Source organism: Collinsella sp. CM84Y_54 (assembly GCF_036317945.1).
Lineage (GTDB): Bacteria > Actinomycetota > Coriobacteriia > Coriobacteriales > Coriobacteriaceae > Collinsella.
Genome location: NZ_JAWQCX010000001.1, coordinates 195029 through 220487 on the forward strand (window position 1 = coordinate 195029; position 25459 = coordinate 220487).

Below are 25459 nucleotides of genomic sequence, written 5' to 3' on the forward strand. Positions count from 1 at the left end.
TGCCGCGTCTGCGGCTGAGTCCGAGCCCCGCCGGGGTTGTCCGGCGGGGCTCCTTCTATCAATTTGGCAGCTCTGCGCCTATATATATGAGGAGTATCCATTATGTTCAATGCTTTCGCGCATGCTTTACTTGCCCTCGCGCCCGAGTTCGATGCCGCAAAGGTCGAGGACGTTCCTATGAGCCTGAAGGCCTGGATCGATGGTTCGCAGGGCAACATTCGGAGGGAGACGTTGGGCGCCAAGTGCATGGCGCGTCACTTCTTTGCAAATTAGCTACATGGTCCCGCGCGCGGCGGGGAATGTGTAAAACTAGCGGTTGAAAATCGCTTTAGCGACAGCGCATTGCTTTGGGCGCTTGTTTTGGTATTTGGAGAAAGGAGACGGTTCCATGGCTCTTTGGGGCGGTCGTTTTGAGGCGGGCGTGGCCGAGGTCACGCAGGAGTTTGGCGCGTCGCTGCCGGTCGACAAACATCTCTATAAGCAGGATATCGCCGGATCTAAGGCACATGCCAAGATGCTGGCGGCCCAGGGCATTATCAGCGCCGTGGATGAGCAGGCGATTGCCGGGGGCCTGACCGGAATCGAACAGGATATCGATGTCGGCAACTTTACCTTCGACATCAACGACGAGGACATTCATATGTCCATCGAAAGCGAGCTGACGCGCCGCATCGGCGAGGCCGGTAAGCGCCTGCATACCGGACGTTCGCGCAACGACCAGGTGGCGACCGATACGCGCCTGGGCGTCAAGGCGCTGGCCAAGGAGCTCATGGAGGCCAATCTTGAGCTGCGCCACGTGCTGGTGGATGCGGCCAAACAGTACGACAAGGTGATTCTGCCGGGCTACACGCACATGCAGCATGCTCAGCCCGTGCTGCTGTCGCATCATCTGCTGGCGTATTCTTGGATGTTCGCGCGCGACTTTACACGCCTGAAGGCCGCCTTTGATGCTGCCGACAACTGCCCGTTGGGTGCTGCCGCGCTTGCCGGTACGAGCTATCCGCTCGATCGTCAGATGACGGCCGCCGAACTTGGTTTTGCGGGCGTGATCCCCAACTCGCTCGATGCGGTTTCCGACCGTGATTTCCTCCTCGACCTGCATTACGCCTGCTCCGTCATGGCGATGCACTTGTCGCGTCTTTCCGAGGAGATCGTGCTGTGGTCGAGCTCCGAATTTGGCTTTATCACGCTTTCCGACTCCTACTCCACCGGCTCGTCCATCATGCCGCAGAAGAAGAATCCCGACTTTGCCGAGCTTATCCGCGGCAAAAGCGGCCGTGTGTATGGCAACCTGGTGCAGCTGCTCGTGACCATGAAGGGCCTGCCGCTTGCTTACAACAAGGACTTGCAGGAGGACAAGGGGGGCGCGCTCGACACTGCCCATACGCTCATGCAGTGCCTGTCCGTTATGGCCGGTATGATTTCGACTTGGACCGTCAACGAGGATGCCATGGCGCGCGAGTGCGGCGTGGGGCACCTTGCCGCCACCGATGTTGCCGATTACCTGGCCAAGCGCGGTCTGCCGTTCCGCGAGGCACATGCCGTGGTGGGCCATCTGGTCCTGATGTGCGAGAAGCGCGGCTGCAATCTTGAGGACCTGCCGTTTGAGGTGTTCCAGGAGGCAAGCCCGCTCTTTGAGCACGATATTACCGAGGCGCTCGACATCCCGTCGATTGTCGCCGCACGCATGACCGAGGGCGGCACCGCCCCTGCCGCCGTTGCCGTGCAGCTGCAGCGTGCAGAGGCGCAGCTCGTGGCCGACGAGGGCGTGTTTGGATCGCTGACTAAGGTCGTCGAGATGGGCCACGGGGCAAAGTAAGGGTTTGGCTGAAGCGGCTTTGGCCATTTATTGATAAATCGTTTTTGCTTTGCGGGCGCCTGCTGATGCGGGCGTCCGTATTTTGTTGCCATGGGGGAGGGGCTTGTCGAGAACTTCTGTAGGACCTTTGGGCAGGTTGTGAAGGGGGTGCGTTCACGGGCGGCAACCGACCGTCCGCTCGGTTCGATGTGGTTGATGGGCGGTCAGATGGTACTCTAGTCGGGCTTCGAAACAGAAGTGACACATATGGAGCGCTTTAATAAATTGTAGCGATTCAATAAACAGCTTTTTGTTTAACTGCAGCTAAAACTCTGTTACGATGCAGTCCAGGCGGGTGCCGGAATGGGACTTGGGCACGCGCGAACCTACTTGAAAGGCTACCTTATGGCTATCGAGAAGACCTTCATCATGATTAAGCCCGACGCCGTGCGCGATCGCAAGATCGGCGAGATCGTTGCTCGCATTGAGCGTAGCGGCCTTGTCATCGAGCGCATGGAGATGACCACGCTCGAGCGCGCTACCGTCGAGGAGCACTACGCTCACCTGGCCGACAAGCCCTTCTTTGGCGGTCTGTGCGACTTTATGACGAGCGGTCCGGTCGTCAAGATGGTCGTTTCCGGTCTCTCCGCTGTCTCCAAGATGCGCACACTCATGGGCGCTACCAACCCGCTTGACGCTGCTCCTGGTACCATCCGCGGCGACTTTGCCGTCGATGTTAACGCCAACGTGATCCACGGCTCCGACTGCCTGGAGAACGCCGAAATCGAGATTAAGCGCTTCTTTGGCTAAACCAGCTTTGACTCCTTAAAGCTGTTAGCGTGTGGCTTGGGCGCCGCGGAACTTCATCCGCGGCGCTCTTTTTATTCAAAAAGCTACTAAGAAGGGGCCCGCTCGGACATGTGCTCCGAGCGGGCCCCTTGCTGTTGGCATGTGGCGCTGAGCGGCTTAGGCCTCGTCGACGACCTTAAGGCCGCGGGTCTGGTCGATTTCGTTGAGGAGATTGACGCGACGCTCGTGGCGGCCGCCCTCAAACTCGGCGTCGAGCCACTCATCGACGATCATCTTGGCGAGCTCGGAGCCCACGACGCGGGCGCCAAAGGCGAGCACGTTGGTGTTGTTGTGCATGCGGGAGAGCTTGGCGCTAAAGGGCTCGGAGCAAACGACAGCGCGCACGCCCTCGACCTTGTTGGCAGCGAGGCTAATGCCAACGCCAGTGCCGCAGATCAGGATGCCCAGGTCGACGTCGCCGTTAGCCACAGCCTTACCCACCTTGTAACCGGCGATGGGGTAGTCAAAGCTCTCGGAGGTGTCGGTGCCAAAGTTCACGACCTCGCAGCCGCGCTCCTTCAGGTGCTCGGAGATGATGTTCTTGAGCTCGACGGCGGCGTGGTCGTTACCGATACCGATCTTCATGGATGGTTCCTCTCTGGTCTGTGCGGCGCAAATGCTAAAGGTTTTACCGCGTTCGACTGCATGATAGCGCGACTTTTGTGTAAACGCTTGGGCGTTTTTTGGTCAAACGCTTTAGCATGCAACAAGACCGGCTTCTCATGAATAATTCCGCCAATTTGTGCTCGAGCGCCGTCCGCCGGAACCATGGTTGCGGTTTTTGATGCATTGTTATCAAATAAAAGAACTAACTATTTTTGAGAGCCCAGCCCGTTATACAAGTAGGAGATACCTATGTCTGCCGATTCCCTTCGTGATACCGCGTTTTGCGATGTTTTGAACCGCGAGCTTGTCTGTGCGCTCGGCTGCACCGAGCCCATTGCCGTTGCCTATGCAGCGGCGCTGGCGAGCCAGACGCTCGGTTGCGAACCCGATCATATGGACGTTGCCTGCTCGGGCAACATCATCAAGAACGTCAAGAGCGTGACCGTGCCCAACTCGGGCGGAATGCATGGCATCGAAGCCGCGGCTGTGCTGGGTGCCGTGGGCGGAGACGCTAAGAGCGCGCTCGAGGTGCTCGAGAGCGTTGACGATGAAGACCGTGCTCGCGTGGCCGAGCTCCTCGCCGACGCCGGCTACTGCGATGTGTCGCTTGTCGAGGGTGTGCCCAACCTCTACATCAAGGTGACTGCCACGGCCGGAGGCCATACCGCGGTCGTCGAGATTACCGACCACCACACCAACGTCACATGCCATACGCTCGACGGTATCCCGGTATGCGGTAAGTCGGCGGGGGAGTGTGCCGCCTGCGCGGAGCGCGTGGTGGCCGAGCGCGCGGCAGATAACGCCGACACCCCTATGAGCATTGAGTCTATCATCGACTTTATCGAGGACGGTGACATTGAGGACGCCCGCGCTGCCGTTGAGCGTCAGATTGAGCTGAACGGTGCGATCAGTGCCGAGGGCCTGGCGCACGCTTGGGGCGCCGAGGTGGGCCGTACGCTGCTGGGTGCACGTGCCGATGACGTCGCCTGCCGTGCCCGCGCCCGTGCAGCCGCCGGGTCCGACGCCCGCATGAACGGCTGCGCGCTGCCGGTCGCCATTGTGTGCGGCTCGGGCAATCAGGGCATTACCTGCGCGCTGCCCGTTATGGAGTATGCCGAGTATCTGCGCTGCGACCACGATCGCCTGGTGCGCGCCGTGATGCTGTCCGATCTTATCGCTGTGCATATCAAGAGCTATATTGGTGCGCTCTCGGCGTTTTGTGGTGCTATTTGCGCCGCGTGCGGCGCCGGCGCTGCGATTACCTGGCTGTGTGGTGGCACGCACGAGCAGATCGGCGCGACGGTCTCGAACACGCTCGGCAACGTGGGCGGCATCGTGTGCGATGGCGCCAAGGCGAGCTGCGCCGCCAAGATTTCCGCGGCCGTTGATGCGGCGATTCTGGGTCACGATATGGCCATGCAGGGCCGCGGCTTCCGTGCCGGCGAGGGCCTGATCCAGGATACCGTCGAGCAGACGATCGCCAGCATGGGCTACGTGGGCCGTGTGGGTATGAAGGACACCGACGTCGAGATCCTCAACATCATGATCGGCAAGACTCGAGTCTGCTAGTTACGCGGTTTTACCAAACCGCGTAACCAGTCGACGCTGCAAACGCCCCTAAGCGGCAATTTGCCTTTCAATCGTCGGGCATGGCCAGAAGGCCTATGCCCTCCTCTTTCAAGGCACATTGCTCGCTTAGGGGCGTTTTCGCTGACTTATGCTCAACCTGCGGCGTTATTTTGTTTGGAGCGAGGGGTCCTACGACAGTTCGTCGGCTACTTGGTGTTCGTAGAAGGCTTCGATTACGGCGTCGAAGTCGCGGGCGAAGTCTTCCATGGTTCCGCGCCAGGTGGCTCGGCTGGGCTTGCCCTGGCCCACAAAGGCGGTTTGGATGCCGCAATCGGGGGACGGGAAGTCACGCTTGGGGTCGTTGCCCACCATAAGGACCTCGTGTGGCTCGAGTCCCATCACCTGAAGCTGCTCGAGATAGTAGGTGGCATCGGGCTTGCAGCGGGTGGTGTTTCCCATGTGCGTGACGAGCTCAAAGGGGGCGTCGGCCAGGTCGCCCCAACCCATGCGGCACTCGATGGCCCCCTGCGGAAAGCTGGGGTTGGTAAAGAGCGCGCAGCGCAGCCCTGCGTCCTGTACGGCCTGAAGCGCGGCGTGTGCGCCCGGCATGGCGTGGGCGTTGATGACATCGTCATTCTTGTGTGGAAGCACTTCGCGGTCATAGTAGGTAAACGCCTCGTAGATGAGGGGATCGGAGAGGCAGATGCCGCATCGGCGCTCGACCTCGGTGCGGTAAAACTCAAGATTGGTGCGGTTGTCCGTGCCGCTGCGGCGATTGGCATTGAGGTCGACCAGGATGGTGCCGAGGCGTGCCATCGTGCCACCGCGGCTGCGGCGTCCGATATCCGCGAGCATCGACGAGACATCCTTAAAATAGCGAAGGATGAACGCGTTGAGGTTGATGCTAAGAAGCGTCTCGTCCATATCGAAAACGACTGCTTTGAGCACGCGGGCACCTTTCTCGAAAAATCGTTCCAGAATCGTTGGCTCCGGATACTTTACCGCAAAGCCGTATGCCTAACTGCCTATCGTCAACTTATGGAGACGGTCGTCCACAAGATTGCGAAAAAGTCTCCATACGAGTAAAAAATCGCAGTTCACGCTTGAAATCGAAATGATTTCCCCGTAACCTATACGAACGTGATTGCATAAGCGTCACATTAGTATCTGTCGGCTCCCGAGTGTTCCTAAACGTTGTGTGCTTGTCGCACCCTTCTGTAGGTCCTAGCAATCGGGGCCCCGTAGTTCGAAAGGGGTCCACCTTTGAGTGAGATTCAGAACTCGTCCATTTTCTCTCTTGACGATGTCAACGAGGAGGAGATGAACAACCTCATCGACGGTACGATTACCGACTTTGATGAGGGCGATCTCGTTAACGGCACTGTCGTTAAGATCGAGCATGACGAGGTGCTCGTTGACATCGGATTCAAGTCCGAGGGCGTTATCCCGGTCCGCGAGCTGTCCATCCGCAAGGACGCTAACCCTGCAGACATCGTTGCACTCGGTGATCCCATCGAGGCTCTGGTTCTCCAGAAGGAGGACAAGGACGGTCGTCTGGTCCTGTCCAAGAAGCGTGCCGAGTACGAGCGTGCTTGGAACCGCATCGAGGAGAAGTTCAACTCCGGCGAGAACGTCGAGGGCGAGGTTATCGAGGTTGTCAAGGGCGGCCTGATCCTCGACATCGGCCTGCGTGGCTTCCTGCCCGCTTCCCTCGTCGACCTCCGTCGTGTCAAGGACCTCACCTCCTACATGGGCACCCGCATCGAGGCTCGCGTCATCGAGATGGACCGCAACCGCAACAATGTCGTCCTCTCCCGTCGCGTCGTGCTCGAGGAGTCCCGTAAGGCCGAGCGCTCCGAGATCCTGTCCAAGCTCAAGTCTGGCATGCGTCTCCAGGGCACCGTTTCCTCCATCGTCGACTTCGGCGCCTTCGTCGACCTCGGCGGTATCGACGGCCTCATCCACATCTCCGAGCTCTCCTGGAACCACGTCAACCATCCTTCCGAGGTTGTCAAGGTCGGCCAGGAGGTCGAGGTCGAGGTTCTCGACGTCGATCTCAACCGCGAGCGCATCTCCCTGGGTCTCAAGCAGACCACCGAGGATCCGTGGCGCGCACTGGTCAAGAAGTACCCCGTCGGCGCTATCGTCGAGGGCACTGTGACCAAGCTTGTCCCGTTCGGCGCTTTCGTCGACCTGGGCGAGGGCATCGAGGGCCTGGTGCACATCTCCGAGATGGCCAACAAGCACGTCGATCAGCCTTCTCAGGTCACCCACGTGGGCGACAAGGTTCAGGTCAAGGTCATGGAGATCGACCTCGACCGTCGTCGTATCTCTCTGTCCATGAAGTCCGCTGCTGAGACTCTGGGCGTCGAGATCGAGGTTACCCCGCTGCCTTCCGAGAAGAAGGACGAGGAGACTGACGCCGAGTAAATCGGTTTGACGATCACTTGTTTTAAGGGATCCGTCCGCAATGGACGGGTCCCTTTTTGCATTTTCTGCTGAGGTTCGCGATGCGGCTCGGGCTGGCCACGGGCTATTGGGTTGTTGTTGCATGAAAAATGCCGACATCCCGCCTCGGGGAGGAGGCGGGAACACACCGAGTAGACGGAGGGGTGTGGAGCGCGGTCGCGTCTCGACTGACGACGTTGCCCATCGACAACCCTATTGTACTGCATGGCGTGGTTCTTGGTTTATCGTGTCGAACGCTTGTGTTGTGCCACTGCCTGCGGCAACGGTGTGCTACACTCTTGCACTGCTGAGTGGGCCAGACGGTCGCGCGATGTGCTGCTTGCAGCACGCGTGAGGAAAGTCCGGGCTCCAGAGGGCGGGATGCCGGCTAACGGCCGGGCGGAGTGATCCGACGGAAAGCGCCGCAGAAAAGAAGACTCCCACCTGCGCCGCAAGGCGTAAAGGGAAAAGCTGAAACGGTGGTGTAAGAGACCACCAGCGTCGTGGCAACACGGCGGCTTGGCAAGCCCCATCCGGAGCAAGCGCGAATAGGAACGCTATGGGCCGGCCCGGTCCGCGTTCGGGTAGCGTGCGTGGAGCTGCACGGTAACGTGCAGACAAGATAAATGACCGTTCACGACAGAACCCGGCTTATAGGCCCACTTGGCTTTTTTGTTACCCTGACAATCGGTACGGCCTTTGCCGTATTATTGAGGCTGTTTGTTGCTTTGCTTGTTGTTGAGGGGCTTTGTTGGACAGCTATTTTACTCTGCAATCGAATATTGAGGCTTCGGGTGAGTTTGTGGACCGCAAGAGCCGGTTTATTGCCCAGCTGGTCCATATTGAGTCCGAGGATGAGGCGAATGCCTTTATCGAGATGGTTCGCAAGCGTCATTACGACGCTCGGCACAATGTTCCTGCGTGGATTTTGGTCGATGGACGCGAGCGCCAGAGCGATGACGGTGAGCCGAGCCGCACGAGCGGTATGCCGACTCTCGAGGTGTTGCGCGGTGCAGGGCTCAAAAATGTTTGCTGCGTAGTGACGCGCTATTTTGGTGGCACGTTGTTGGGGCCTGGTGGCTTGGTACGCGCCTATACCGCGGCGACGCAGGCGGCGGTGGCCGCGGCTCAGGAGGCCGGGCAGATCGTCGAGATGACGAGCGTCGTGCCTGTTGACGTGCACGTGGCCTATCCGCAGTATGAGCAGGTGCTTCGTTTGGCGCAGGATTCGGGTGCCAAGGTTTCGGATACCGATTACGCGGATGCCGTGACACTTCACTTGGTGTTTAAGGCGGGGGAGCAGGACCCGTTTTGCGCTAAAATGCGCGAGCTTATGGCAGGGCGCGAGGAGATTGAGGTCGGCGCTCCCGAGTTTGCGGAGTTCTAACGGCGACGGCCGGCGTGCTTTTGGATGGATCCCAAGCGCGCCGGCCGTCGTTTTTCTGTTACTGCCGTTTACTCGGCAAGCTGCTTTAGCACATCACAGGCGATCTCGATGGCATCGTCGATGCAACCAGGGCAGCTGCGGAGCGGACCCTTATCCGATCCGATGCCCTTGAGCGTGCCGCAGACGGTCGTCGTGTTCTTCTCGCCAAAACGCTTGGCGATTTCGCGCGACAGCTTGTAGGTCTGGCCCTTGGTCTTGGGGTTTTCCATGCCGTCGCTCATTACAAAGCCCATGATGGCCACGGCGCCCGAGATGGCGCCGCAGGTTTCGGTCATGCCTCCCATGCCGGCGCCAAAGCCCTCGGTGAGGGTAAAGGCGACCTGGGGGTCGAGCCCGACGGCGGGAGCGAGCGTGCAGGCGACGGCTTGGGCGCAGTTAAAGCCACGGGCGTGGTATTCGGCAGCCTGAGCCTGACAGGCGGTGATGTCGAGCTGGGCCGTATCGATTTGCTTCATCGTTGTCTCCTTGGTCACGGTGTACCCGCCTATGGTACCCGTGACGGTGCGTGTAATCATCGAGAGCTTCATGGATGCCTCATTTTATCTATCGAGCAAATGCCCAAGGCTTGAGATAAATACCCCTGATCAATTAGTCACATAACCTACCTTGGGGATGGGTTGAGAGGGGTGCGGGGTAGCGGTATCGTGGACCGAATAAAACTAAAACCCAGGCAAGGGAGCTAGATATGAGCAAGCAGACCATCGGTACGACGTGTGTTCAGGGCGGCTATCACCCGGGAGATGCCGAGCCGCGTCAGGTGCCCATCTACCAGTCCACCACGTGGAAGTACGACACGTCCGAGCACATGGGCAAGCTGTTTGACCTGGAGGAGTCGGGCTACTTCTATAGCCGTCTGCAGAACCCCACGTGCGATCTGGTTGCCGCCAAGATCTGCGAGATGGAGGGCGGCACTGCCGCGATGCTCACGAGCTCGGGCATGGCCGCGAATTTCCTTGCGATCTTTAACGTGGCCGGTGCCGGCGATCACGTAGTCGCGAGCTCTGCCATCTATGGCGGCACGTACAACTTGCTCTCCCACACCATGGGCCGTATGGGGCTGACCTGCACGTTCGTTGCCCCCGACTGCACCGATGAGGAGTTGGAGGCAGCCTTCCAACCCAACACCAAGCTCGTCTTTGGCGAGACGATCGCCAACCCCGCGCTGGCTGTGCTCGACATTGAGCGTTTTGCCAAGGCCGCGCACGACCACGGCGTGCCGCTGATGGTTGACAACACCTTCCCGACGCCCGTGATGTGCCGTCCCTTTGAGTGGGGCGCCGACATCGTCACGCACTCCACCACCAAGTACATGGATGGCCACGCGGCCTATCTAGGCGGCGTAATTGTCGATCACGGTCAGTTTGACTGGATGGCCCATGCGGACAAGTTCCCGGGCCTCACTACGCCTGACGAGAGCTATCACGGGGTGACCTATGCCGAGAAGTTCGGCCGCGAGGGCGCCTTTATCACCAAGGCCACCGCACAGCTCATGCGCGACCTCGGCCCCATGCAGAACCCGCAGGCAGCATTCTTCCTGAACAGCTCGCTCGAGAGCCTGCATGTCCGCATGCCGCGCCACTGCGAGAACGGCCTGGCGGTAGCCAAGTTCCTGCAGAGTCACCCCAAGGTGCGCTTTGTAAGCTATCCGGGCCTGGAGGGCGACAAGTACTACGATATGGCTCAGAAGTACATGCCCAACGGTACCTGCGGCGTTGTGAGCTTTGGCTTTACCGGTGGTCGTGCGGCGGCCGAGACCTTTATGAAGAGTCTGAAGCTCGCCCAGATTGCCACGCACGTGGCCGATGCCCGCACCTGCTGCCTGCACCCGGCAAACGCCACCCATCGCCAGATGAACGACGAGGAGCTCATCGCCTGTGGCATCTCCGCCGACATGGTGCGCCTGTCGTGCGGCCTCGAGGACACGGCCGATCTGATCGCCGACCTTGAGCAGGCACTCGAGCAGTGCTAGGCTAGCGTGCGTACGAGGCGCGGACAGCTATCCGACTGACGACGACCTTGTAGTTCCGATTCCATAGGCGGGACCCCGATCGTGACCGTTTGTAGGCGATTGGGGTCCCGTTTTTGCGTTGCACGATAGAAAGGATATACATGGAGAAAACTGCCGAGCAGCTGCGCCGCGAACACATTGCCCTGGAGGGCGACACCCACGGTAAGAATAAATGGGCGATTCTGTTCACCGTGCTCGCCATGACCTTTATGGCGTGTCTGGATGCGAGCATCGTGACGGTGGCGCTCCCAGTGATGCAAAAGGAGCTGGGGGTGGGTTTCGACCGCATTCAGCTCGTGAGCTCGGCGTATCTGCTCGCGACGTGCGTCGCCATGCTGCCGTTTGGCCGCTTGGGCGATGTGCGCGGCAAGGTGAATGTGTTCCAGCTTGGTGTGATCGTCTTTACGGGTGGCTCGCTGCTTTGCGGGCTTTCGGCTTCGCTCGAGGTGCTTATCTTGGCGCGTTTCGTGCAGGGCATTGGCTGTGCCGCCGCGATGGCCAACAATATGGGCATCATCACCGAGTCTTTTCCGGCGCGTGAGCGCGGTCGTGCCATGGGCATTCTGGCGACCTTTGTGGCTCTTGGCATGATGTGTGGCCCCGTGCTCGGCGGCGTGCTGGTGGCGAGCTTTCCCTGGGAGAGCATCTTCCTTATTAATCTGCCCGTTGGCGTAATCTCGTTTATCGTGGGACTCTATACGCTGCCGCATGTGAAGCCGGAGGCTGGCGAACGCCCAATGCCGTTGACAGAGGCGGCGCGTCGCTGCTTTGCGAGCTCGGCTTTCATGATTAACCTGGCTTGCATGCTTATCGTGTTCGTGGGTATCGGTGCCTCCGAGTTTGTGCTGCCGTTCTACTTTCAGGATGCCCACGGCTTTAGCTCCGATATCTCCGGCCTGTTGTTTTTGGCGATGCCGGTCGTGAATGCCTTTGTGGGCCCGCTTTCGGGCTCGGTGTCCGACCGTGTTGGTTGTGAAGCGCCCACGGCCGTTGGCCTGGGCGTGTACGTGTGCGGTCTCTTTGCGGTGAGCACGCTTGACGAGCACTCTTCCATCTTGATGATTGTGTGCTGCGTCGCGTTTATGTCGTGCGGCACGTCGATCTTCCAGAGTCCCAATAATTCGCTGTATATGGGTTCGGCTCCGCGTGAGGCGCTTGGCTTTGCGGGCAGCTTGAGCAGCTTGGCGCGCTATGCGGGCATAGCGCTGGGTATTACGGCGGCGTCGCGCATCCTGTATGGACAGACGAGCGCGGCGATGGGCGAGGCCGTGACCAGTTTTGTTGCGGGCCGTCCGGATGTGTTTTTGTTTGGTTTCCGTTCGGTGTTCTATGTGTTGATGGCTGTGGCCGCTGTGGGCTTTGCGCTCGCCATGGTGCGTTTGGTGAGGGTGCGCGCCCGCCATTAGCTTATGGAGGCAGGCTTGCCACGAATCGGGCCTATCTACTTGTCTTGCGGCTTTATGGTGCGATGCGGCTTGTGGGACGGGCGGGGGTCGGTCCGTGGTAGACTATCGAACAACGTTTATTAATCGCGCGGTATCGTTGCCGCGAGAAGGGGTTGCGCCATGCAGGAGCTTGAGGATCGTATTCGCCATGACGGCATCGTAAAGGCCGGTAACGTCCTTAAGGTTGATGCCTTCCTCAACCACCAGTGCGACGTTGAACTGTTCGACCACATGGGCGCCGAGTGGGCCCGTCTGTTCGAGGGTGTCGAGATCAACAAGATCCTGACGATCGAGGCTTCGGGCATTGGCATGGCTTGCATCGCGGCCCAGCATTTTGGCGGCGTGCCGGTTGTCTTTGCCAAGAAGGCGCAGTCCATCAACCTCGACGGCGAGCAGTATGCCACGACCATCTACTCCTTTACCAAGCAGAAGGAGTACCCGGTCATCGTTGGCAAGCGCTTCCTGTCCGAGGGCGACAAGGTCCTGATTATCGACGACTTCCTGGCCAACGGCTGCGCGCTCGAGGGTCTTATCAAGATCTGCGAGGCTGCGGGTGCCGAGGTATCCGGTATTGGCATTGCGGTGGAGAAGGGCTTCCAGGGCGGTGGCGATAAGCTCCGCGAGCGCGGCTTCCGCGTCGAGAGCCTGGCCCGTATCGCCGATATGGACTGCGAGACCGGCGAGATCACCTTCGCCTAAGTGCGCAACACAAGCGATTGGTATGCGATGTGACAAAGGGACTGTCCCTTTGTCACATTTTTTGTATGAGGGGAGGTGTTGATATGGATGAGAACAAGATGGGATGGCGTGAGTATGCGCACTATGCCGAGATGTCGGTCGAGGAGTTGGCACGCGATTGCGAGGTTCAGGTGTTTCGCGCGACGGGCCCGGGCGGACAGGGCGTCAACACGACGGACTCGGCGGTGCGCATGAAGCATGGGCCCACGGGGATTACCGTGACGGCGCGCGAGAGCCGCAGTCAGTTCCAAAACCGTAGCAGCTGCCTGCGTAAGCTGCGCGCTGAGCTTGAGCGTCGCGGGCGTCCACCGCGCCGACGCGTAAAGACCAAGGTGCCTCAGCGCTCTCGCCAGCGCAGGCTCAATGACAAGCACTTCAACGCCATTAAAAAGGCCAACCGTCGCAAGCCGGGCAGCGACGAATAGCTTCCTCATAAGTTGCGGTGAAATAGGGACTGTTTTGCGGCTTTAACTGCATAAACAGTCCCTATTTCACCGCAACTTATGAGGGGTTAGCGGGTTGGGTGCCAGACTTCGAGAGCGGCGGGAAGGACGTCGACCTCGATGCGCGAGGCGACAACGGGCTCGCCGTCGGCTTGGATGGGGTAGTCGGGCTCCTCAAAGGTGAGTGCGGCATGGCGGCAGCGGCGCATACGAACTGCTGGCAACTTGGTATGGTGGCCGTCCTTGGCCGAAAGAAACATAGGCAGGGCAACCGCGCGAGGGACAGGGCCGCAGGCGTAGCAGATGTCGAGTACGCCGTCGCAGGGGTCGGCATCGGGGCAGATGCGATAGCCCGAGCCATACGTGGGGCCCAGCTGAATCGCCATAACGATCGCCCTCACGCGCTCGGCGGGCGCGCCGTCAAAGCTGACTGTCATGGGGTAGTTGCGATAGCGCAGGCCAAACTGCTCAAGTCCCGAGAGGGTGTAGAGCGGAGCGCCCGTCAGGCCAGTCTTTTTGCGCAGTTCGGTGGTGCCAAGGCCGATGGCGGCATCGATGCCGACCGAAAGCGTCTGGTCGTAGTACTCAACGGTAGCCTCGCCGCTGCCGCATGCGGGGTTCCATGAGCGAATCCGCCCGATGTCCTGACGCTGCAGCTCACAGGTGAGCAGCGCGCCAAAATTCTTGCCGGAGAAATCTTCGATGCCGAGCGTCTGGGCAAAATCGTTGCCGGAGCCCACGGGCAGGACGGCAAGAGCGGGGCGGGCGTCCTCCTTTTGCGTCATAAGCCCGTTGACGACCTCGTGGATCACGCCGTCGCCGCCAAGGGCGATAACGGTGCGATAGCCCTGAGCCTGGGCGGCCAGCTCCTTGGCGTGTCCCATACGTTCGGTTAGCACCAGGTCAAACTGGGATGCGCGTGCGGTCATGTCCAAAAAGCGTTGCAGGCGCTCGGCAACTTCGCGCGCCGCACCCGACTGGGCGGCTGGGTTGGCGATGATGAGCGTGCGACCAAAATCAGTTGCGTGCATGGGGCGACTCCCGGCGTATGACGTGACGGTGCGGTCGCGCTCAGGTCGAATTGCCCCTGATTGTGGCTGCACGGCGATTATTTCATCTACTCTATCAGGTCGTTGTGGCGCTCGATAGCATCCGCTACCGTACCGCCCTCATCCACAATAAGCGAACGGCGCTTGGGTGAGATGATGCGCTGGGCGGGGTACACGCCGCGGTGGCCGCCGGCGAGATAGCTGATAAACGCCACGATCACGAAGAAGCCGGCGGCCGTGCCGTGGAACAGGTCGATGGCCATCATACAGGTGGTGATGGGCACGTTGAGGCCGGCGCAGAAGACGCCGAGCATGCCGAGAGCTGCCAGAAAACTGGGGTCGAGACCGGTGAGGCAGCCGATCCAGCCACCGAGTGCCGCACCGATACCAAACAGGGGCGTGACCTCGCCGCCTTGGAAGCCGGCGCCCAGGGTGAGCGCTGTGACGACCAACTTGATGGCTGCATCCGCCAGGGTGGTGTTGCCGGCAAATCCAGCGCCGGAAAGCCACGTGGAAAGGCCGGCGTAGTCCCAAGCGTCGAGGAGGGCATAGGCGGCCAAAACCACGAGTGCGCCTATAAGTGCGCGAACGAGGTAATTGGTGATAAAGCGACCGTACAGGCTCTTGACGGTTCGAACCGACCAGGCAAAGAGGCGTGCCGCCAGACCGAAGATGATGGCGCTGATAACAACGATGACGACTGTCTTGGGCGTCATGGCGGGGACGCTGGCGATGACATTCGCCTCGTACTCGGTACCCAGGGCGAGTGATGTAAAGTAGCCGGTAAACGAGGCGACCAGACAGTAGATGCCCGCGGTGTAGTCGATCTTGCCGATAAAGCACATCTCCATGCCAAAGAAAGCTCCGGCAAGGGGCGAGCCGAATACGGCGCCAAAGGCCGACGAGATGCCGGCGAGCATGAGGTCGTGGTGATCATGCTTTTTGAGGTGGGCGAGGCTCGAGATGTTGCTGGCGATGGTGCCGCCAATCTGAACCGCGGCTCCCTCGCGACCGGCCGATCCGCCCGTTAGGTGCGTGAGCGTGGAGCAGACGAAGGTGAGGACGGCCATGCGCATATGGATGAGGCGTGTGCCCAGAGCGGAGTCGATGACCAGGTTGTTACCGCGTTTGGCGGCAAGACCGTGGTTTTTGTACACCCATGCGGTGGCAACGCCCACAACGGGAAGCAGTGCGTAAATCCACGCATGGTGTTCGCGATAGTCGGTGGCGATATTCAACGAGGCCAAAAACGCCCAAGCGGCGACGCCCATGGCGAGCGAGACGATGACGACGAGTACGAGCAACTTGGCGCTCGCGAGTAGGTTGCGGGCGTTGCGGCGCGTGTCGGCAGCCAAGAGCTGCTCGGAGCGGGTGAGCTGATGCCTGCCTGCCATGATGACGTCGTTCAGGGAGAAAAAGCCGCCGTCGTCGAGCGGCTGGGAATGATCCTGAGCCTCGTTTGCGCTTTCGGGTTTGTCGTTATGAGCCATACGTTCCTCTTTTAGGTTGCAACGCAAGCATTATAGAACGCGGTAAACGCGACGAGCCGGTGGCTTGGTTTCCATTCTGTTTCGCGGCTTGCGGCCGACAGGTGTATTTGCGGGTACAGGCCAAATCGCGGTCGCGCGTCGGGGATTATACTGAGACAAGCATAAAGAATCGGCGCTCCTGTTGTGCGCCGTGGCATTAAGAGGTGCATATGGCAGAGAAACTCATTCCGCTGGAGGACGCGCAGTCGATTGTTCTGTCGCACGTTGCTCCGACCAATCTCGTAGAGATTCCCGTGTGGCAGGCGGCTGGTTTTCCCTTGGCCGAGGATGCTGTGGCCGATATCGACATTTCGCCGTTTGCCAACAGCGCTATGGACGGATATGCCGTGCGCTCGGCGGACTTGGCGCAGGCGTCTGGTGAGACGCCGGTGACGCTCGACGTTATCGGACACGAGGCTGCGGGCCATGTGTTTGAGGGTGCTCTTGGCCCGGGCGAGACGGTCCGCATTATGACAGGCGCGCCGGTGCCCGAGGGTGCCGACGCCGTAGTGAAATACGAGATCGTCGAGGTGCTTGACGGCGATGGCAACGAGGGCTCGCACGTCCGCTTCTCGGCGCCGGCCAAGGTGGGGGAGAACGTTCGCTCTGCCGCCGAGGAGGCCCATGCCGGCGATGTTGTGATACACGCCGGCGAGGTCGTGGCTCCGGCGGGCGCGGGCCTGCTGGCAAGCGCCGGTTACGCGAGCGTGAAGGTGCACGCTGCCCCACGTGTGGGCATCATCTCGCTGGGCACGGAATTGGTCGCACCGAGTAAAGTACCGGCGCGCGGTCAGATTCGCGATTCCAACTCCTCGGCGTTGATGGCCGAAGCACTCGATGCAGGAGCCGAGCCCGTGTTCTACGGCATTGCGTCTGATGATGAGCAGGCGATTGCCGAGCTCGTGCATCGCGCGGTGCAAGAGTGCGATTTTGTCATTACGAGCGGAGGCGCCTCGGCGGGCGATTACGACTATGTGACGGCACTCGTCCGGCGCGAGGGCGAGGTGCTGTTCGATCGCATCTCGATGCGTCCGGGCAAGGCCATCACGTTTGGCTTGCTCGGGGGTAAGCCCTACCTGGGGCTTTCAGGCAATCCGGCTGCGGCGTATGTGGGCTTTGAGATGCTCGCCCGTCCGGCGATTCGCAAGATGCGCGGCTTTGCCGAGGGTCCGCGTCCCGTGCAGCAGGCGACGCTCACACACGGTGTGAAAAAGCGCCAGGACCGACGCTTCTTCGATCGCGCCACGGTTTTGCGCGACCCCAAGACCGGTGAGCTGATGGTGACCGAGGCCAAGACGCAGAATTCGGCGCTGCTCGGCACGATGCAGCGGGCCAACTGCCTGCTGCGTATTGACGAAGGACCGTGCGAGCTCAAGGCGGGAGATGTCGTGGACGTTGTTCGCGTCGACCTGCCCGAGGGCACCGTGTTGTAGGAGGAATGCTGTGGAGTTGAAGATATCGATTGTGACGTGCTCGGACACGCGTGATCTTGCCCAGGACGAGGCTGGAGCCGCACTCGAGGAACTTATCGAGGCACAGGGCTGGACGGTCGCCTCACATGTGGTCGTGCGCGATGACGTCAGCGAGATTGGTGATGCCATTGTGGAAGCCGCCGATGAGTGCCACGCCAATGTCGTGCTCACCTGCGGCGGCACGGGGCTTTCGATGCGCGATGTGACGCCCGAGGCGACGCGTGCCGTCTGCGACCGCGATGTGCCGGGTATTGCAGAGGCGATTCGCGCGTACTCCATGACCAAGACGCGCCGCGCCATGCTCTCGCGCGCTATTTGCATGCAACGAGGTCATACACTTGTCGTTAACTTTCCCGGTTCTACGAAGGCCGCCCGCGAAAGCTGGGAGGCCATAGCAGACCAGCTGGAGCATGCGGCTCAGATGACAGCGGGCGGCGGACATACCAACTAAGCGGTTTACCTGCGGCGGGGCGACCTGAACGGCTGCTCCGCCTTTGTTTTCCACCGAAGCGACGCCGAGGTGCGCGCTAACTCGAAACTATATTCTCTGACGAGAATAATTTCTCACTATCATTATTCGCGCGAAAGTATAATCTGATTGCAGGTTATAGCCCGCGGTGGGGTACCCGGGCACAAGGTCCGAAAGGGTTGAATATGTTCGATATGGTTTCTCGTCGCGGATTCGTCTCGCTTTCTGCTGTCGCCGCTGCCGGCCTTGGTCTTGCCGGCTGCTCGGGCAGCAAGACGTCCGAGCCGGCCGGATCCGATGCCGGTTCTGCCAAGGCATCTTCCAAGAAAGCTGTCGAGCTGCAAGTCTTTGCCGCCAACTCGCTTGAGAAGGCTCTGCCCGAGGTCCAAGAGCTTTACACCGACCAGACCGGCACCACCTTTGCCGACACGCAGTTTAAGGCCTCCGGCGACCTCGTTGAGCAGATGCGTGCCGGCGCCACGGTCGACGTGCTCATCACGGCCTCCAAGGGCACCATGGATGACGCTGAGACCGCCGAGCTCGTCGACGCCGACACGCGTGAGGACATGTTCGTCAACGACCTCGTGATCATTCGCGCCGAGGGCTCCGACACCAAGGTCGAGGCCATTGCCGACGTTGCGAACCTGGAAGGCATGATTGCCATTGGCGACGCCAAGACCGTTCCCGCCGGCAAGTACGCTAACCAGGCCCTGGCCTCCGTGGGCCTCTACACCGGCATCGAGGGCGACGACGGCGAGTATGCTCCCGAGATCGCCGACAAGGTCGCACTGGCCGATAAGGTCGGCACCGCTGCCGCCTACGTCTCTACAGGCGACTGCGTGGCTGGTTTTGTCTACAGCTCCGATATCTTCCGCTACGACGGCATCGAGGAGGCCTTCGTGTGCCCCGAGGATTCGCACAAGCCCATCGTGTACCCGGGTGCCGTTGCCGAGAGCTCCGAGCATGACGACGAGGCCAAGGCGTTCATCGACTTCTGTCTGACCAACAAGAAAGCTCAGAAGATTTGGGCTAAGTACGGCTTTGAACTTTCCGCGTAGTGCGGCTTGGCGCGATAATTCCATCGTTTTGCGTTTCACTCCGTCCTTGTATTCTCTTGGAGCTTTTCGTGCTTAATAGATTCCGCATGCTTGTCGCCTGTGCTTTGACCTTCGCGCTTTGTTGGGTGCCGGGATTTGCGTTTGCTGGGGACACTGAGGACGGGGCCCAGGTTGCTGCGACCGCTCATGGGCTTTCCTATGGGATCGAGGGTTTTGAGCGGTTGGCCAAGGGGACTGCCCGTATCATGGAGGGCCAGCCTGAGGGCTACCGGTTTCCCGTTGACGAGGACGTGGACCTTGTAGTGGCGCCTGCTGCCGATCGCGTTGTGGTGTGGATATCGCCCAAGGCGGTCGAGAAATATGGATTGGATCCGCAGGACAACGAGTGCGTATCGGGTCTCAAGGCCCTCGTCTGTGATCTCGACAGCGCAAACTGCATGGGAGGTGCGCAGCTGGGTGACGTGGACCTTCCTTGGTATGTCACGGCGGAAACAACGTTTGATGCTGGCGGGTATACCTATGGCTTTGACGAGCGTGGCGCGGATGGGGACCGCTATGTGGTGATTGCATCAGCCTCGGGTGATGCCAAGGGCGGAGCGCGTTGGCTTGATAGCGCTCAAATGGTAGAAGCATCGTCTGTCGTGATGCGGGATGAGCAGGGGCCCTTGACCTCTCTGGCTTCCTTTTTGGGCGACATCGACTATCGCCCGTTTTGGGTGTCCATAAAAACGAGTGGCCTTGCCCTGCTGATCTCCTTTGCGCTGGGCCTGTTCGCCGCGTGGAAGACTATGGGTACCTCGAGTCGCATCAAGGGCCTGCTCGATTCGGTCTTTACGGTTCCTATGGTGCTGCCGCCCACGGTCTGCGGCTTTCTGCTCCTCATGCTGTTTGGCCGCTCGACCGGGGTGGGCCAGTGGCTCATCGCGCACGGCATCTCGATCGTCTTTACCTGGCCCGCGGCGGTGATCTCTGCCGTCGTCGTGTCGTTCCCGCTCGTCTATCGTACGGCGCTCGGAGCCTTCGAGAGCCTCGACACGCAGATGCTCGATGCGGCGCGCACGCTGGGCTGGTCCGAGCGTCGCATCTTTACCAAGCTTATGATGCCGCTCGGCTGGCCCTCGATTGCCGCCGGCACGGTGCTTGCCTTTGCCCGCGCGATGGGCGAGTTTGGCTGCACCCTGTTCTTTGCGGGCAACTACGCCGGCATTACCCAGACCATCCCCATCGCCATCTACTTTGAGTGGATGGGCGGCAACACGTCGGTGGCACTCTTTTGGGTCATCGTCGTAATCGTGTTCAGTTTCTTAGTCATCCTGTTCATCAACATGTACACCGCGCATTCGCAAAAGTATCGCGAGCGTGGTCTCTCCCGTGCGAAGCGCAAACAGGCCGAAGATCTCGCCGGACAGGGCGATTCGCTCGACCCGGCGGGCGGCGATGCCTTGCGTATCGATCGCGAGGCGCTGGCCGAACTTATGCGCGATGACACGGTCGCAAAGGGAGGTCGATAAGCCATGTCGCTCGTTCTGGATATCAAAAAGCGCTATCCCGGCTTTACTCTCGACATTCAGCTCGAGGCTGGCGAGGAGCGCGTGGCGCTGCTGGGCGCCTCGGGTTGTGGCAAGAGCTGCACACTGCGCTGCATTGCCGGTGTGGAGACGCCCGACGAGGGCAAGATCGTCGTCAACGGCGTGACCTTTTTTGACTCGGGGGCGGGCATCAACCTGTCGCCCCAGGAGCGAAAATGCGCCCTATTGTTCCAAAACTATCAGCTGTTTCCCAACATGACGGTGGCCGATAACGTATGTGCCGGTGTAAAGGGCGCGGGCGACGCCGCGGCGCGCAAAAGGCTGGCCGAGCGCTATCTGGGCATTTTCGGTCTGGCTGATTTCGCCGACCGCTATCCCGCGCGCCTCTCGGGCGGCCAGCAGCAGCGCGTGGCGCTCGCGCGCATGGTGGCGGCGCGCCCGGGCATCTTTATGTTCGACGAGCCCATGAGCGCACTCGATTCCTATCTTAAGAGCGCGCTCGAACAGAACATGCTCGACCTGTTCGATGTATGCAACCGCACCGTGCTCTACGTGAGTCACGATATCGACGAGGCGTGCCGTCTGTGCGAGCGCATCTGCGTGATGCACAACGGGCATGTTGAGGAGATCGGCTCCATCGAGGATGTGGTCCGCCGTCCGCAGACGCTGGCGGCGCTGCGCCTGACGGGCTGCAAGAACACAAGCCGGGCGCGCAAGATCGGCGAAGAAGAAGTTGAAGCCCTCGACTGGGGCATGACCTTTAACGTGGGTCGCGAGGTTCCCGATAATGTGGCGTACCTGGGCATTCGCGCCAGCTACTTCCATGTTGACAATCGCGCTGAGCGGGGTCGCAACAGCTACGACCTGCACGTGGCGCGTGTGAGCGACTCGCGTTTTGAGCGCCTGGTGCTGCTGGACGCGCCGCGCGTCGATGCGCCAACGCGTCTGCAGTGGAAGGTCAACAAGGTGGGCGTACCAGCGGATGGACTACCGCAAGCAGGCGAGACCCTGCGTATGCACTTCGATGCGAGTAAGATCCATTTGGTTTGTCGATAGCGCCGGGTAATGCCGTCGGGGATATAAGCCTCGGGGGCTTTGTTTGCCGTTCGTTGAATGAGAGATGACAAACTCTTATCAATCAAGATAATAATTTATTAAACGACGGCATACGATGCTGTCGTACGAATGTCAACGGTGTTCGCATGGTCGATGACCGTTGATATAGTTGACATCAACTGGTTAAGGAGGGTGCGCACATGCCGCAGACGACATACATTTGCCGCGTTGCCGCGCGTGCCCTATATATCGCTCGGAGCCGCATATGAGCAGGTATGTTCACGGCTCCGGGAGAGACGACGCACAACTAAATAATCGACCGCAAAGCAGGTTCCCTAAAATTCCGGGTTTGAGCACGGTCGGGCAATCGCCGTCCGTCGTGCATCGATACCGTTGTTATCCGATTTTGGTTCGAGAGGGGAACCGTCATGGCTGAAGAATTTGATTTCCATCCGATGTGGGAGAGCCTCGGCATGAATCTTGCCGACCATGATATGCTGCTGGGCGCCGTGGGCCAGATGTACGGGGACATGTTCCTGACGCAGAACAATCGCCCCAAGTCTACGTCCTACCTGGACTTTGTGGCCACCAACATCCACAGCGGCCGTATTAAGGAGATGCTCGACAAGAAGGAGGCCGGCGAGGCCACCAAGATCGTGGGGTCGTTCTGCGTGTACGTGCCCGAGGAGATCGTGCTTGCCTGTGACGGCATTCCCGTTGGTCTGTGCTCGGGTGCCGACTGGGCAACCGACAAGGTCGAGGAGCACCTGCCGCGCAACACTTGTCCGCTCATCAAGAGCTTTGCCGGCTTTAAGCTGGGCGAGGTCTGCCCCTACATTGAGTCGAGTGACTTGGTGGTAGGCGAGAACACCTGCGACGGTAAGAAGAAGGCCTACGAGTTCTTTGCGACGCAAAAGAACATGTACGTCATGGATATCCCCAACGTGCACGACGAGTCGACGCTCGTGACCTGGAAGGCCGAGGTCAAGAAGCTCGCCGCCAAGATCGAGGAAGAGTGTGGCGTCACGATTACGCCCGAGCGTCTGAAGGCCGCCATCCACGCCGTCAATGAGAAGCGCCGTGCCCTGCAGCGCCTCGCTGCCACACGCGCTGCCGACCCTGTGCCCATCAGCGGTCTCGACAGCCTGCTGACCGTTCAGGCCGCCTTTATGGACGACACGCCGCGTCTGACCGGAGCCATTAACGATATGGCGGCTGAGTGCGAGCAGCGTGTCGAGGCCGGCGAGGGCGTGGCGCCCAAGGGGACCAAGCGTATCCTGTACACCGGCACGCCCATGGCCGTGCCCAACTGGAAGCTGTTCAACCTCATCGAGAAGGCCGGCGGCGTTGTGGTGGGCGAGGAGTCCTGCACGGGTTCGCGCTACTACAAGGATCTGGTTGACGAGTCCGGTGAGACGGTTGACGAGATGCTCGATGCCCTCGCCGAGCGCTACTTTAAGATCAACTGTGCCGTCTTTACGCCCAACGACCAGCGTATGAAGGATATTGTCCAGATGGCCAAGGACCTGCATGCCGACGGCATCGTCGACGTGGCCCTGCAGTTCTGCACGCTTTACGAGATGGAGTCGTTTGTCGTGGAGAAGGCCGCCGAGGAAGCCGGCATTCCGTTTATGCACATCACGACCGACTACGCCGGCGAGGATGCAGGCCAACTGCAAACCAGGATCGAGGCTTTCTTGGAAACCATTTAGGACTATCCGCCCTGGCAGCTTCCCTAGGCGCCCGATCTTGCCGTTCAAACCGTCGCTTGTGTACCAAAGTATGCGGCGCTTCTCTTTCACGGCAACCTCGGGCACCTGGGAAAGCCGTTTCCTTGGTTGGTTGAAAGGTTTGTTAAGGAGTTATATGTCGGAAAATAATGAGCAGCCGTTGCCGTCCACGTTTGAGGAGTTCAACGAGCAGCGTAAGGCCGCGTTTATTCGCGTTAAGGATTACAAGCAGGCCGGTAATCGCCTGGTCGGCTTCCTGTGCAGCTATACGCCACTCGAGATTATCGATGCCGCGGGGGCTGCGAGCGTGGCGCTGTGCGGCACGTCTGACGAGGTGATTCCCGAGGCCGAGAAGGTGCTGCCGGCAAATCTCTGCCCGCTCATCAAGTCGACCTACGGCTTTGCTTACTCGCAAAAGTGCCCGTTTACGTACTTTAGCGACATGATCATCGGTGAGACAACCTGCGACGGCAAGAAGAAGATGTACGAGCTACTCAACGAGCTCAAGCGCACGCACATTCTGCATCTTCCGCAGGGTCGCGATCGCGCCTACGAGCGCGAGGGCTGGTACGAGGAGTGCCGCCTGCTCAAGGAGGAGCTCGAGGGCTTCTACGGCATCACGATTACCGATGACGACCTGCGCGCCGCCGTGCGTCGTCGCAACCGCCTGCGTGCGGCCCAGCTCGAGATGTTTGCGCTGCAGGCCAACCAGCCGGCGGCCATGAGCGGCGTCGATCTGATGAGCACCATGTTTGCCGGCACGTTCAGCTTTGATATCGAGGCCTATACACAGCAGCTGGAGCAAAAGGTTGCCAAGCTGCGTGAGGCCTACGACGCGGGCGAGCGCCCGGTCGCGGCAGATGCCAAGCGCATTCTGATCACCGGCTGCCCGGTGGGCGGCGTGATTAACAAGATCGGCCGTACTATCGAGTCCAACGGCGGCGTGGTCGTGTGCATGGACGACTGCTCGGGCGAGCGCACGGCGGCCATGATGATCGATCCGGAGGCTCCCGACATCCTGCGCGCCATCGCCGACCGCTATCTGGATATCAACTGCTCGGTCATGACGCCCAACGACGGTCGTATGAAAAACACGCTGGCCATGTGCGAGAAGTATCACGTCGATGGCGTGGTAGAGAGCGTGCTACAGGCCTGCCATACCTTCAACGTTGAGAGCGCGCGCATGCAGGAGGCCGTCGAGGGTGCGGGTATTCCGTACATGAAGATCGAGACCGATTACAGCAATGGCGACATGGGTCAGATCGAGACGCGCATCGCTGCCTTCATCGAAACCCTGTAGGTGACGGTATGTGACAAAGGGACTGTCCCTTTGTTACATGTGAGGGAGGATGCCAAGGCGCCTGAACGCGCCGCTATCTTTGATGTTTAGATTGGGAGAGAGCCATGATAGGGATCGGGATCGATATCGGATCTACGGCGGCTAAGGCTGCTGTGGTCGATGGGAAGGGTTCGGTGGCGTGGACGTGCGTGCAGCCAACCGGGTTCTCGTCGGTCGATGCGGCCGAACGTCTGCGCTGCGAGCTTGCTGCTGCCGGCTACGACGTGGCGGCCGACGACGTACGCGTGGTCGCGACTGGCTACGGCCGTGTCGCCGTGCCCTATGCGCACAAGGTCGTGACCGAGATTACTTGCCACGGCACCGGTGCCGCGCGCCTGTTTGGCGATCACGGCACGGTGATTGACGTGGGCGGCCAGGACACCAAGGTCATCCAACTCAAGGGCGGTCGCGTGGCCAAGTTCGCCATGAACGACAAGTGCGCTGCCGGCACGGGGCGCTTTTTGGAGATCATGGCCGACCGCCTAGGCATTTCCCAGCAGCAGATGGCCGACCTTGCGCGTTCCGGCGAGCCCACCAAGATCAGCAGCATGTGCACGGTGTTTGCCGAAAGCGAGGTCATCAGCCTGATCGGTCGTGGCGAGCCGCGCGAGAACATTGCACGCGGCGTGATCGACAGCGTGGTCTCGCGCGTGGCGACCATGGCCGGGCAGGCCACGGGCGCCCCGTACTACCTAACCGGTGGCCTGTGCGAGAACGCCTTCGTGGTGGAGCGGTTGGGCAAGCTACTGGGGTCGCCGGTGACCACCTCGCCCCAGGCTCGCTTTGCCGGTGCCATCGGCGCGGCGATTCGCGCCCAGGCGCTCAATTAATGCACCCGCTGCAGGCTCGCTTTCATGCGTATACTGGGAGAAAATGA

The 25459-nt window shown here is 60.3% G+C and carries 23 protein-coding genes and 1 other RNA gene; 19 read left to right on the plus strand and 5 right to left on the minus strand.

The annotated features are described in order from the left end of the window. The first annotated feature begins 102 nt into the window (after nucleotides 1-102). The 3 genes from V2391_RS00875 to ndk all read left to right on the plus strand — a co-directional run bounded on the left by V2391_RS00875 (nucleotide 103) and on the right by ndk (nucleotide 2608). Complete coding sequence (locus tag V2391_RS00875; RefSeq protein ID WP_156961417.1) at nucleotides 103-273, plus strand: hypothetical protein; 171 nt, start codon at nucleotides 103-105, stop codon at nucleotides 271-273. A gap of 115 nt (nucleotides 274-388) precedes the next feature. Then, a complete protein-coding gene (gene argH, locus V2391_RS00880; protein ID WP_329737886.1) occupies nucleotides 389-1819 on the plus strand; it encodes an argininosuccinate lyase in 1431 nt (476 codons plus the stop codon). Nucleotides 1820-2203: 384 nt separating this feature from the next. Next, the gene (ndk, locus tag V2391_RS00885; RefSeq protein ID WP_055251725.1) at nucleotides 2204-2608 is read left to right on the plus strand and encodes a nucleoside-diphosphate kinase; all 405 of its coding nucleotides are present in this window, start codon (nucleotides 2204-2206) and stop codon (nucleotides 2606-2608) included. Between the two features lie 156 nt (nucleotides 2609-2764). Here the strand turns inward: ndk and rpiB are convergent, their stop codons facing one another. Beyond that, a complete protein-coding gene (gene rpiB, locus V2391_RS00890) occupies nucleotides 2765-3232 on the minus strand; it encodes a ribose 5-phosphate isomerase B (protein WP_055251633.1) in 468 nt (155 codons plus the stop codon). 270 nt (nucleotides 3233-3502) lie between these two features. Between rpiB and V2391_RS00895 the strand changes: the two genes are divergently transcribed. After that, nucleotides 3503-4822 carry an L-cysteine desulfidase family protein gene (locus V2391_RS00895; protein WP_329737887.1) on the plus strand — a complete coding sequence of 440 codons (1320 nt, stop codon included), beginning with the start codon at nucleotides 3503-3505 and terminating at the stop codon, nucleotides 4820-4822. Between the two features lie 189 nt (nucleotides 4823-5011). On the opposite strand, the gene V2391_RS00900 is transcribed toward V2391_RS00895, so the two are convergent. After that, nucleotides 5012-5770: an HAD family hydrolase gene (locus V2391_RS00900; RefSeq protein ID WP_329737888.1), complete on the minus strand. Its 759-nt coding sequence runs from the start codon at nucleotides 5768-5770 to the stop codon at nucleotides 5012-5014. Nucleotides 5771-6085: 315 nt separating this feature from the next. Here V2391_RS00900 and rpsA point away from each other — a divergent pair, with 315 nt between their 5' ends. The 3 genes from rpsA to V2391_RS00915 all read left to right on the plus strand — a co-directional run bounded on the left by rpsA (nucleotide 6086) and on the right by V2391_RS00915 (nucleotide 8657). Further along, a complete protein-coding gene (rpsA, locus tag V2391_RS00905) occupies nucleotides 6086-7252 on the plus strand; it encodes a 30S ribosomal protein S1 (protein WP_022095232.1) in 1167 nt (388 codons plus the stop codon). Nucleotides 7253-7578: 326 nt separating this feature from the next. Further along, nucleotides 7579-7940: RNase P RNA component class A (rnpB, locus tag V2391_RS00910), an RNA gene on the plus strand. 78 nt (nucleotides 7941-8018) lie between these two features. Continuing rightward, entirely contained in the window at nucleotides 8019-8657 is a 639-nt protein-coding gene (locus tag V2391_RS00915; protein WP_329737889.1) for a YigZ family protein, read from the plus strand. 68 nt (nucleotides 8658-8725) lie between these two features. Here the strand turns inward: V2391_RS00915 and V2391_RS00920 are convergent, their stop codons facing one another. Beyond that, nucleotides 8726-9172: a C-GCAxxG-C-C family protein gene (locus V2391_RS00920; RefSeq protein ID WP_329737890.1), complete on the minus strand. Its 447-nt coding sequence runs from the start codon at nucleotides 9170-9172 to the stop codon at nucleotides 8726-8728. Nucleotides 9173-9402: 230 nt separating this feature from the next. On the opposite strand from V2391_RS00920, the gene V2391_RS00925 reads away from it, so the two are divergent. The 4 genes from V2391_RS00925 (at nucleotide 9403) to V2391_RS00940 (ending at nucleotide 13333) form a co-directional block, all read left to right on the plus strand. Next, nucleotides 9403-10686 carry an O-acetylhomoserine aminocarboxypropyltransferase/cysteine synthase family protein gene (locus V2391_RS00925; RefSeq protein WP_329737891.1) on the plus strand — a complete coding sequence of 428 codons (1284 nt, stop codon included), beginning with the start codon at nucleotides 9403-9405 and terminating at the stop codon, nucleotides 10684-10686. Between the two features lie 140 nt (nucleotides 10687-10826). Next, nucleotides 10827-12131: an MFS transporter gene (locus V2391_RS00930; RefSeq protein WP_329737892.1), complete on the plus strand. Its 1305-nt coding sequence runs from the start codon at nucleotides 10827-10829 to the stop codon at nucleotides 12129-12131. Between the two features lie 159 nt (nucleotides 12132-12290). Beyond that, a complete protein-coding gene (locus tag V2391_RS00935) occupies nucleotides 12291-12869 on the plus strand; it encodes a xanthine phosphoribosyltransferase (protein ID WP_022095227.1) in 579 nt (192 codons plus the stop codon). Nucleotides 12870-12952: 83 nt separating this feature from the next. Beyond that, nucleotides 12953-13333: a peptide chain release factor-like protein gene (locus V2391_RS00940; RefSeq protein WP_390397475.1), complete on the plus strand. Its 381-nt coding sequence runs from the start codon at nucleotides 12953-12955 to the stop codon at nucleotides 13331-13333. Between the two features lie 86 nt (nucleotides 13334-13419). Here the strand turns inward: V2391_RS00940 and V2391_RS00945 are convergent, their stop codons facing one another. Both V2391_RS00945 and V2391_RS00950 read right to left on the minus strand, forming a co-directional pair. After that, a complete protein-coding gene (locus tag V2391_RS00945) occupies nucleotides 13420-14382 on the minus strand; it encodes a diacylglycerol/lipid kinase family protein (RefSeq protein WP_329737893.1) in 963 nt (320 codons plus the stop codon). 86 nt (nucleotides 14383-14468) lie between these two features. After that, complete coding sequence (locus V2391_RS00950) at nucleotides 14469-15890, minus strand: chloride channel protein (protein ID WP_329737894.1); 1422 nt, start codon at nucleotides 15888-15890, stop codon at nucleotides 14469-14471. Between the two features lie 209 nt (nucleotides 15891-16099). Between V2391_RS00950 and V2391_RS00955 the strand changes: the two genes are divergently transcribed. The 8 genes from V2391_RS00955 (at nucleotide 16100) to V2391_RS00990 (ending at nucleotide 25412) form a co-directional block, all read left to right on the plus strand. After that, nucleotides 16100-17362, plus strand: coding sequence for a molybdopterin molybdotransferase MoeA (locus V2391_RS00955; RefSeq protein WP_195520768.1), 1263 nt, complete (start codon nucleotides 16100-16102; stop codon nucleotides 17360-17362). A gap of 10 nt (nucleotides 17363-17372) precedes the next feature. After that, nucleotides 17373-17852 carry a MogA/MoaB family molybdenum cofactor biosynthesis protein gene (locus V2391_RS00960; protein WP_118080408.1) on the plus strand — a complete coding sequence of 160 codons (480 nt, stop codon included), beginning with the start codon at nucleotides 17373-17375 and terminating at the stop codon, nucleotides 17850-17852. A gap of 203 nt (nucleotides 17853-18055) precedes the next feature. Then, nucleotides 18056-18928, plus strand: a complete 873-nt coding sequence (gene modA, locus V2391_RS00965) for a molybdate ABC transporter substrate-binding protein (RefSeq protein ID WP_329737895.1) — start codon at nucleotides 18056-18058, stop codon at nucleotides 18926-18928. A gap of 245 nt (nucleotides 18929-19173) precedes the next feature. Continuing rightward, nucleotides 19174-20439 carry a molybdate ABC transporter permease subunit gene (modB, locus tag V2391_RS00970; protein ID WP_329737896.1) on the plus strand — a complete coding sequence of 422 codons (1266 nt, stop codon included), beginning with the start codon at nucleotides 19174-19176 and terminating at the stop codon, nucleotides 20437-20439. Between the two features lie 3 nt (nucleotides 20440-20442). Beyond that, nucleotides 20443-21513, plus strand: a complete 1071-nt coding sequence (locus V2391_RS00975; RefSeq protein ID WP_329737897.1) for a sulfate/molybdate ABC transporter ATP-binding protein — start codon at nucleotides 20443-20445, stop codon at nucleotides 21511-21513. Between the two features lie 428 nt (nucleotides 21514-21941). Continuing rightward, the gene (locus tag V2391_RS00980; RefSeq protein ID WP_329737898.1) at nucleotides 21942-23225 is read left to right on the plus strand and encodes a double-cubane-cluster-containing anaerobic reductase; all 1284 of its coding nucleotides are present in this window, start codon (nucleotides 21942-21944) and stop codon (nucleotides 23223-23225) included. Between the two features lie 154 nt (nucleotides 23226-23379). Further along, nucleotides 23380-24543 carry a double-cubane-cluster-containing anaerobic reductase gene (locus tag V2391_RS00985; RefSeq protein WP_329737899.1) on the plus strand — a complete coding sequence of 388 codons (1164 nt, stop codon included), beginning with the start codon at nucleotides 23380-23382 and terminating at the stop codon, nucleotides 24541-24543. Between the two features lie 104 nt (nucleotides 24544-24647). Beyond that, nucleotides 24648-25412 carry an acyl-CoA dehydratase activase gene (locus V2391_RS00990; protein ID WP_329737900.1) on the plus strand — a complete coding sequence of 255 codons (765 nt, stop codon included), beginning with the start codon at nucleotides 24648-24650 and terminating at the stop codon, nucleotides 25410-25412. The last annotated feature ends 47 nt before the right edge of the window (nucleotides 25413-25459 follow it).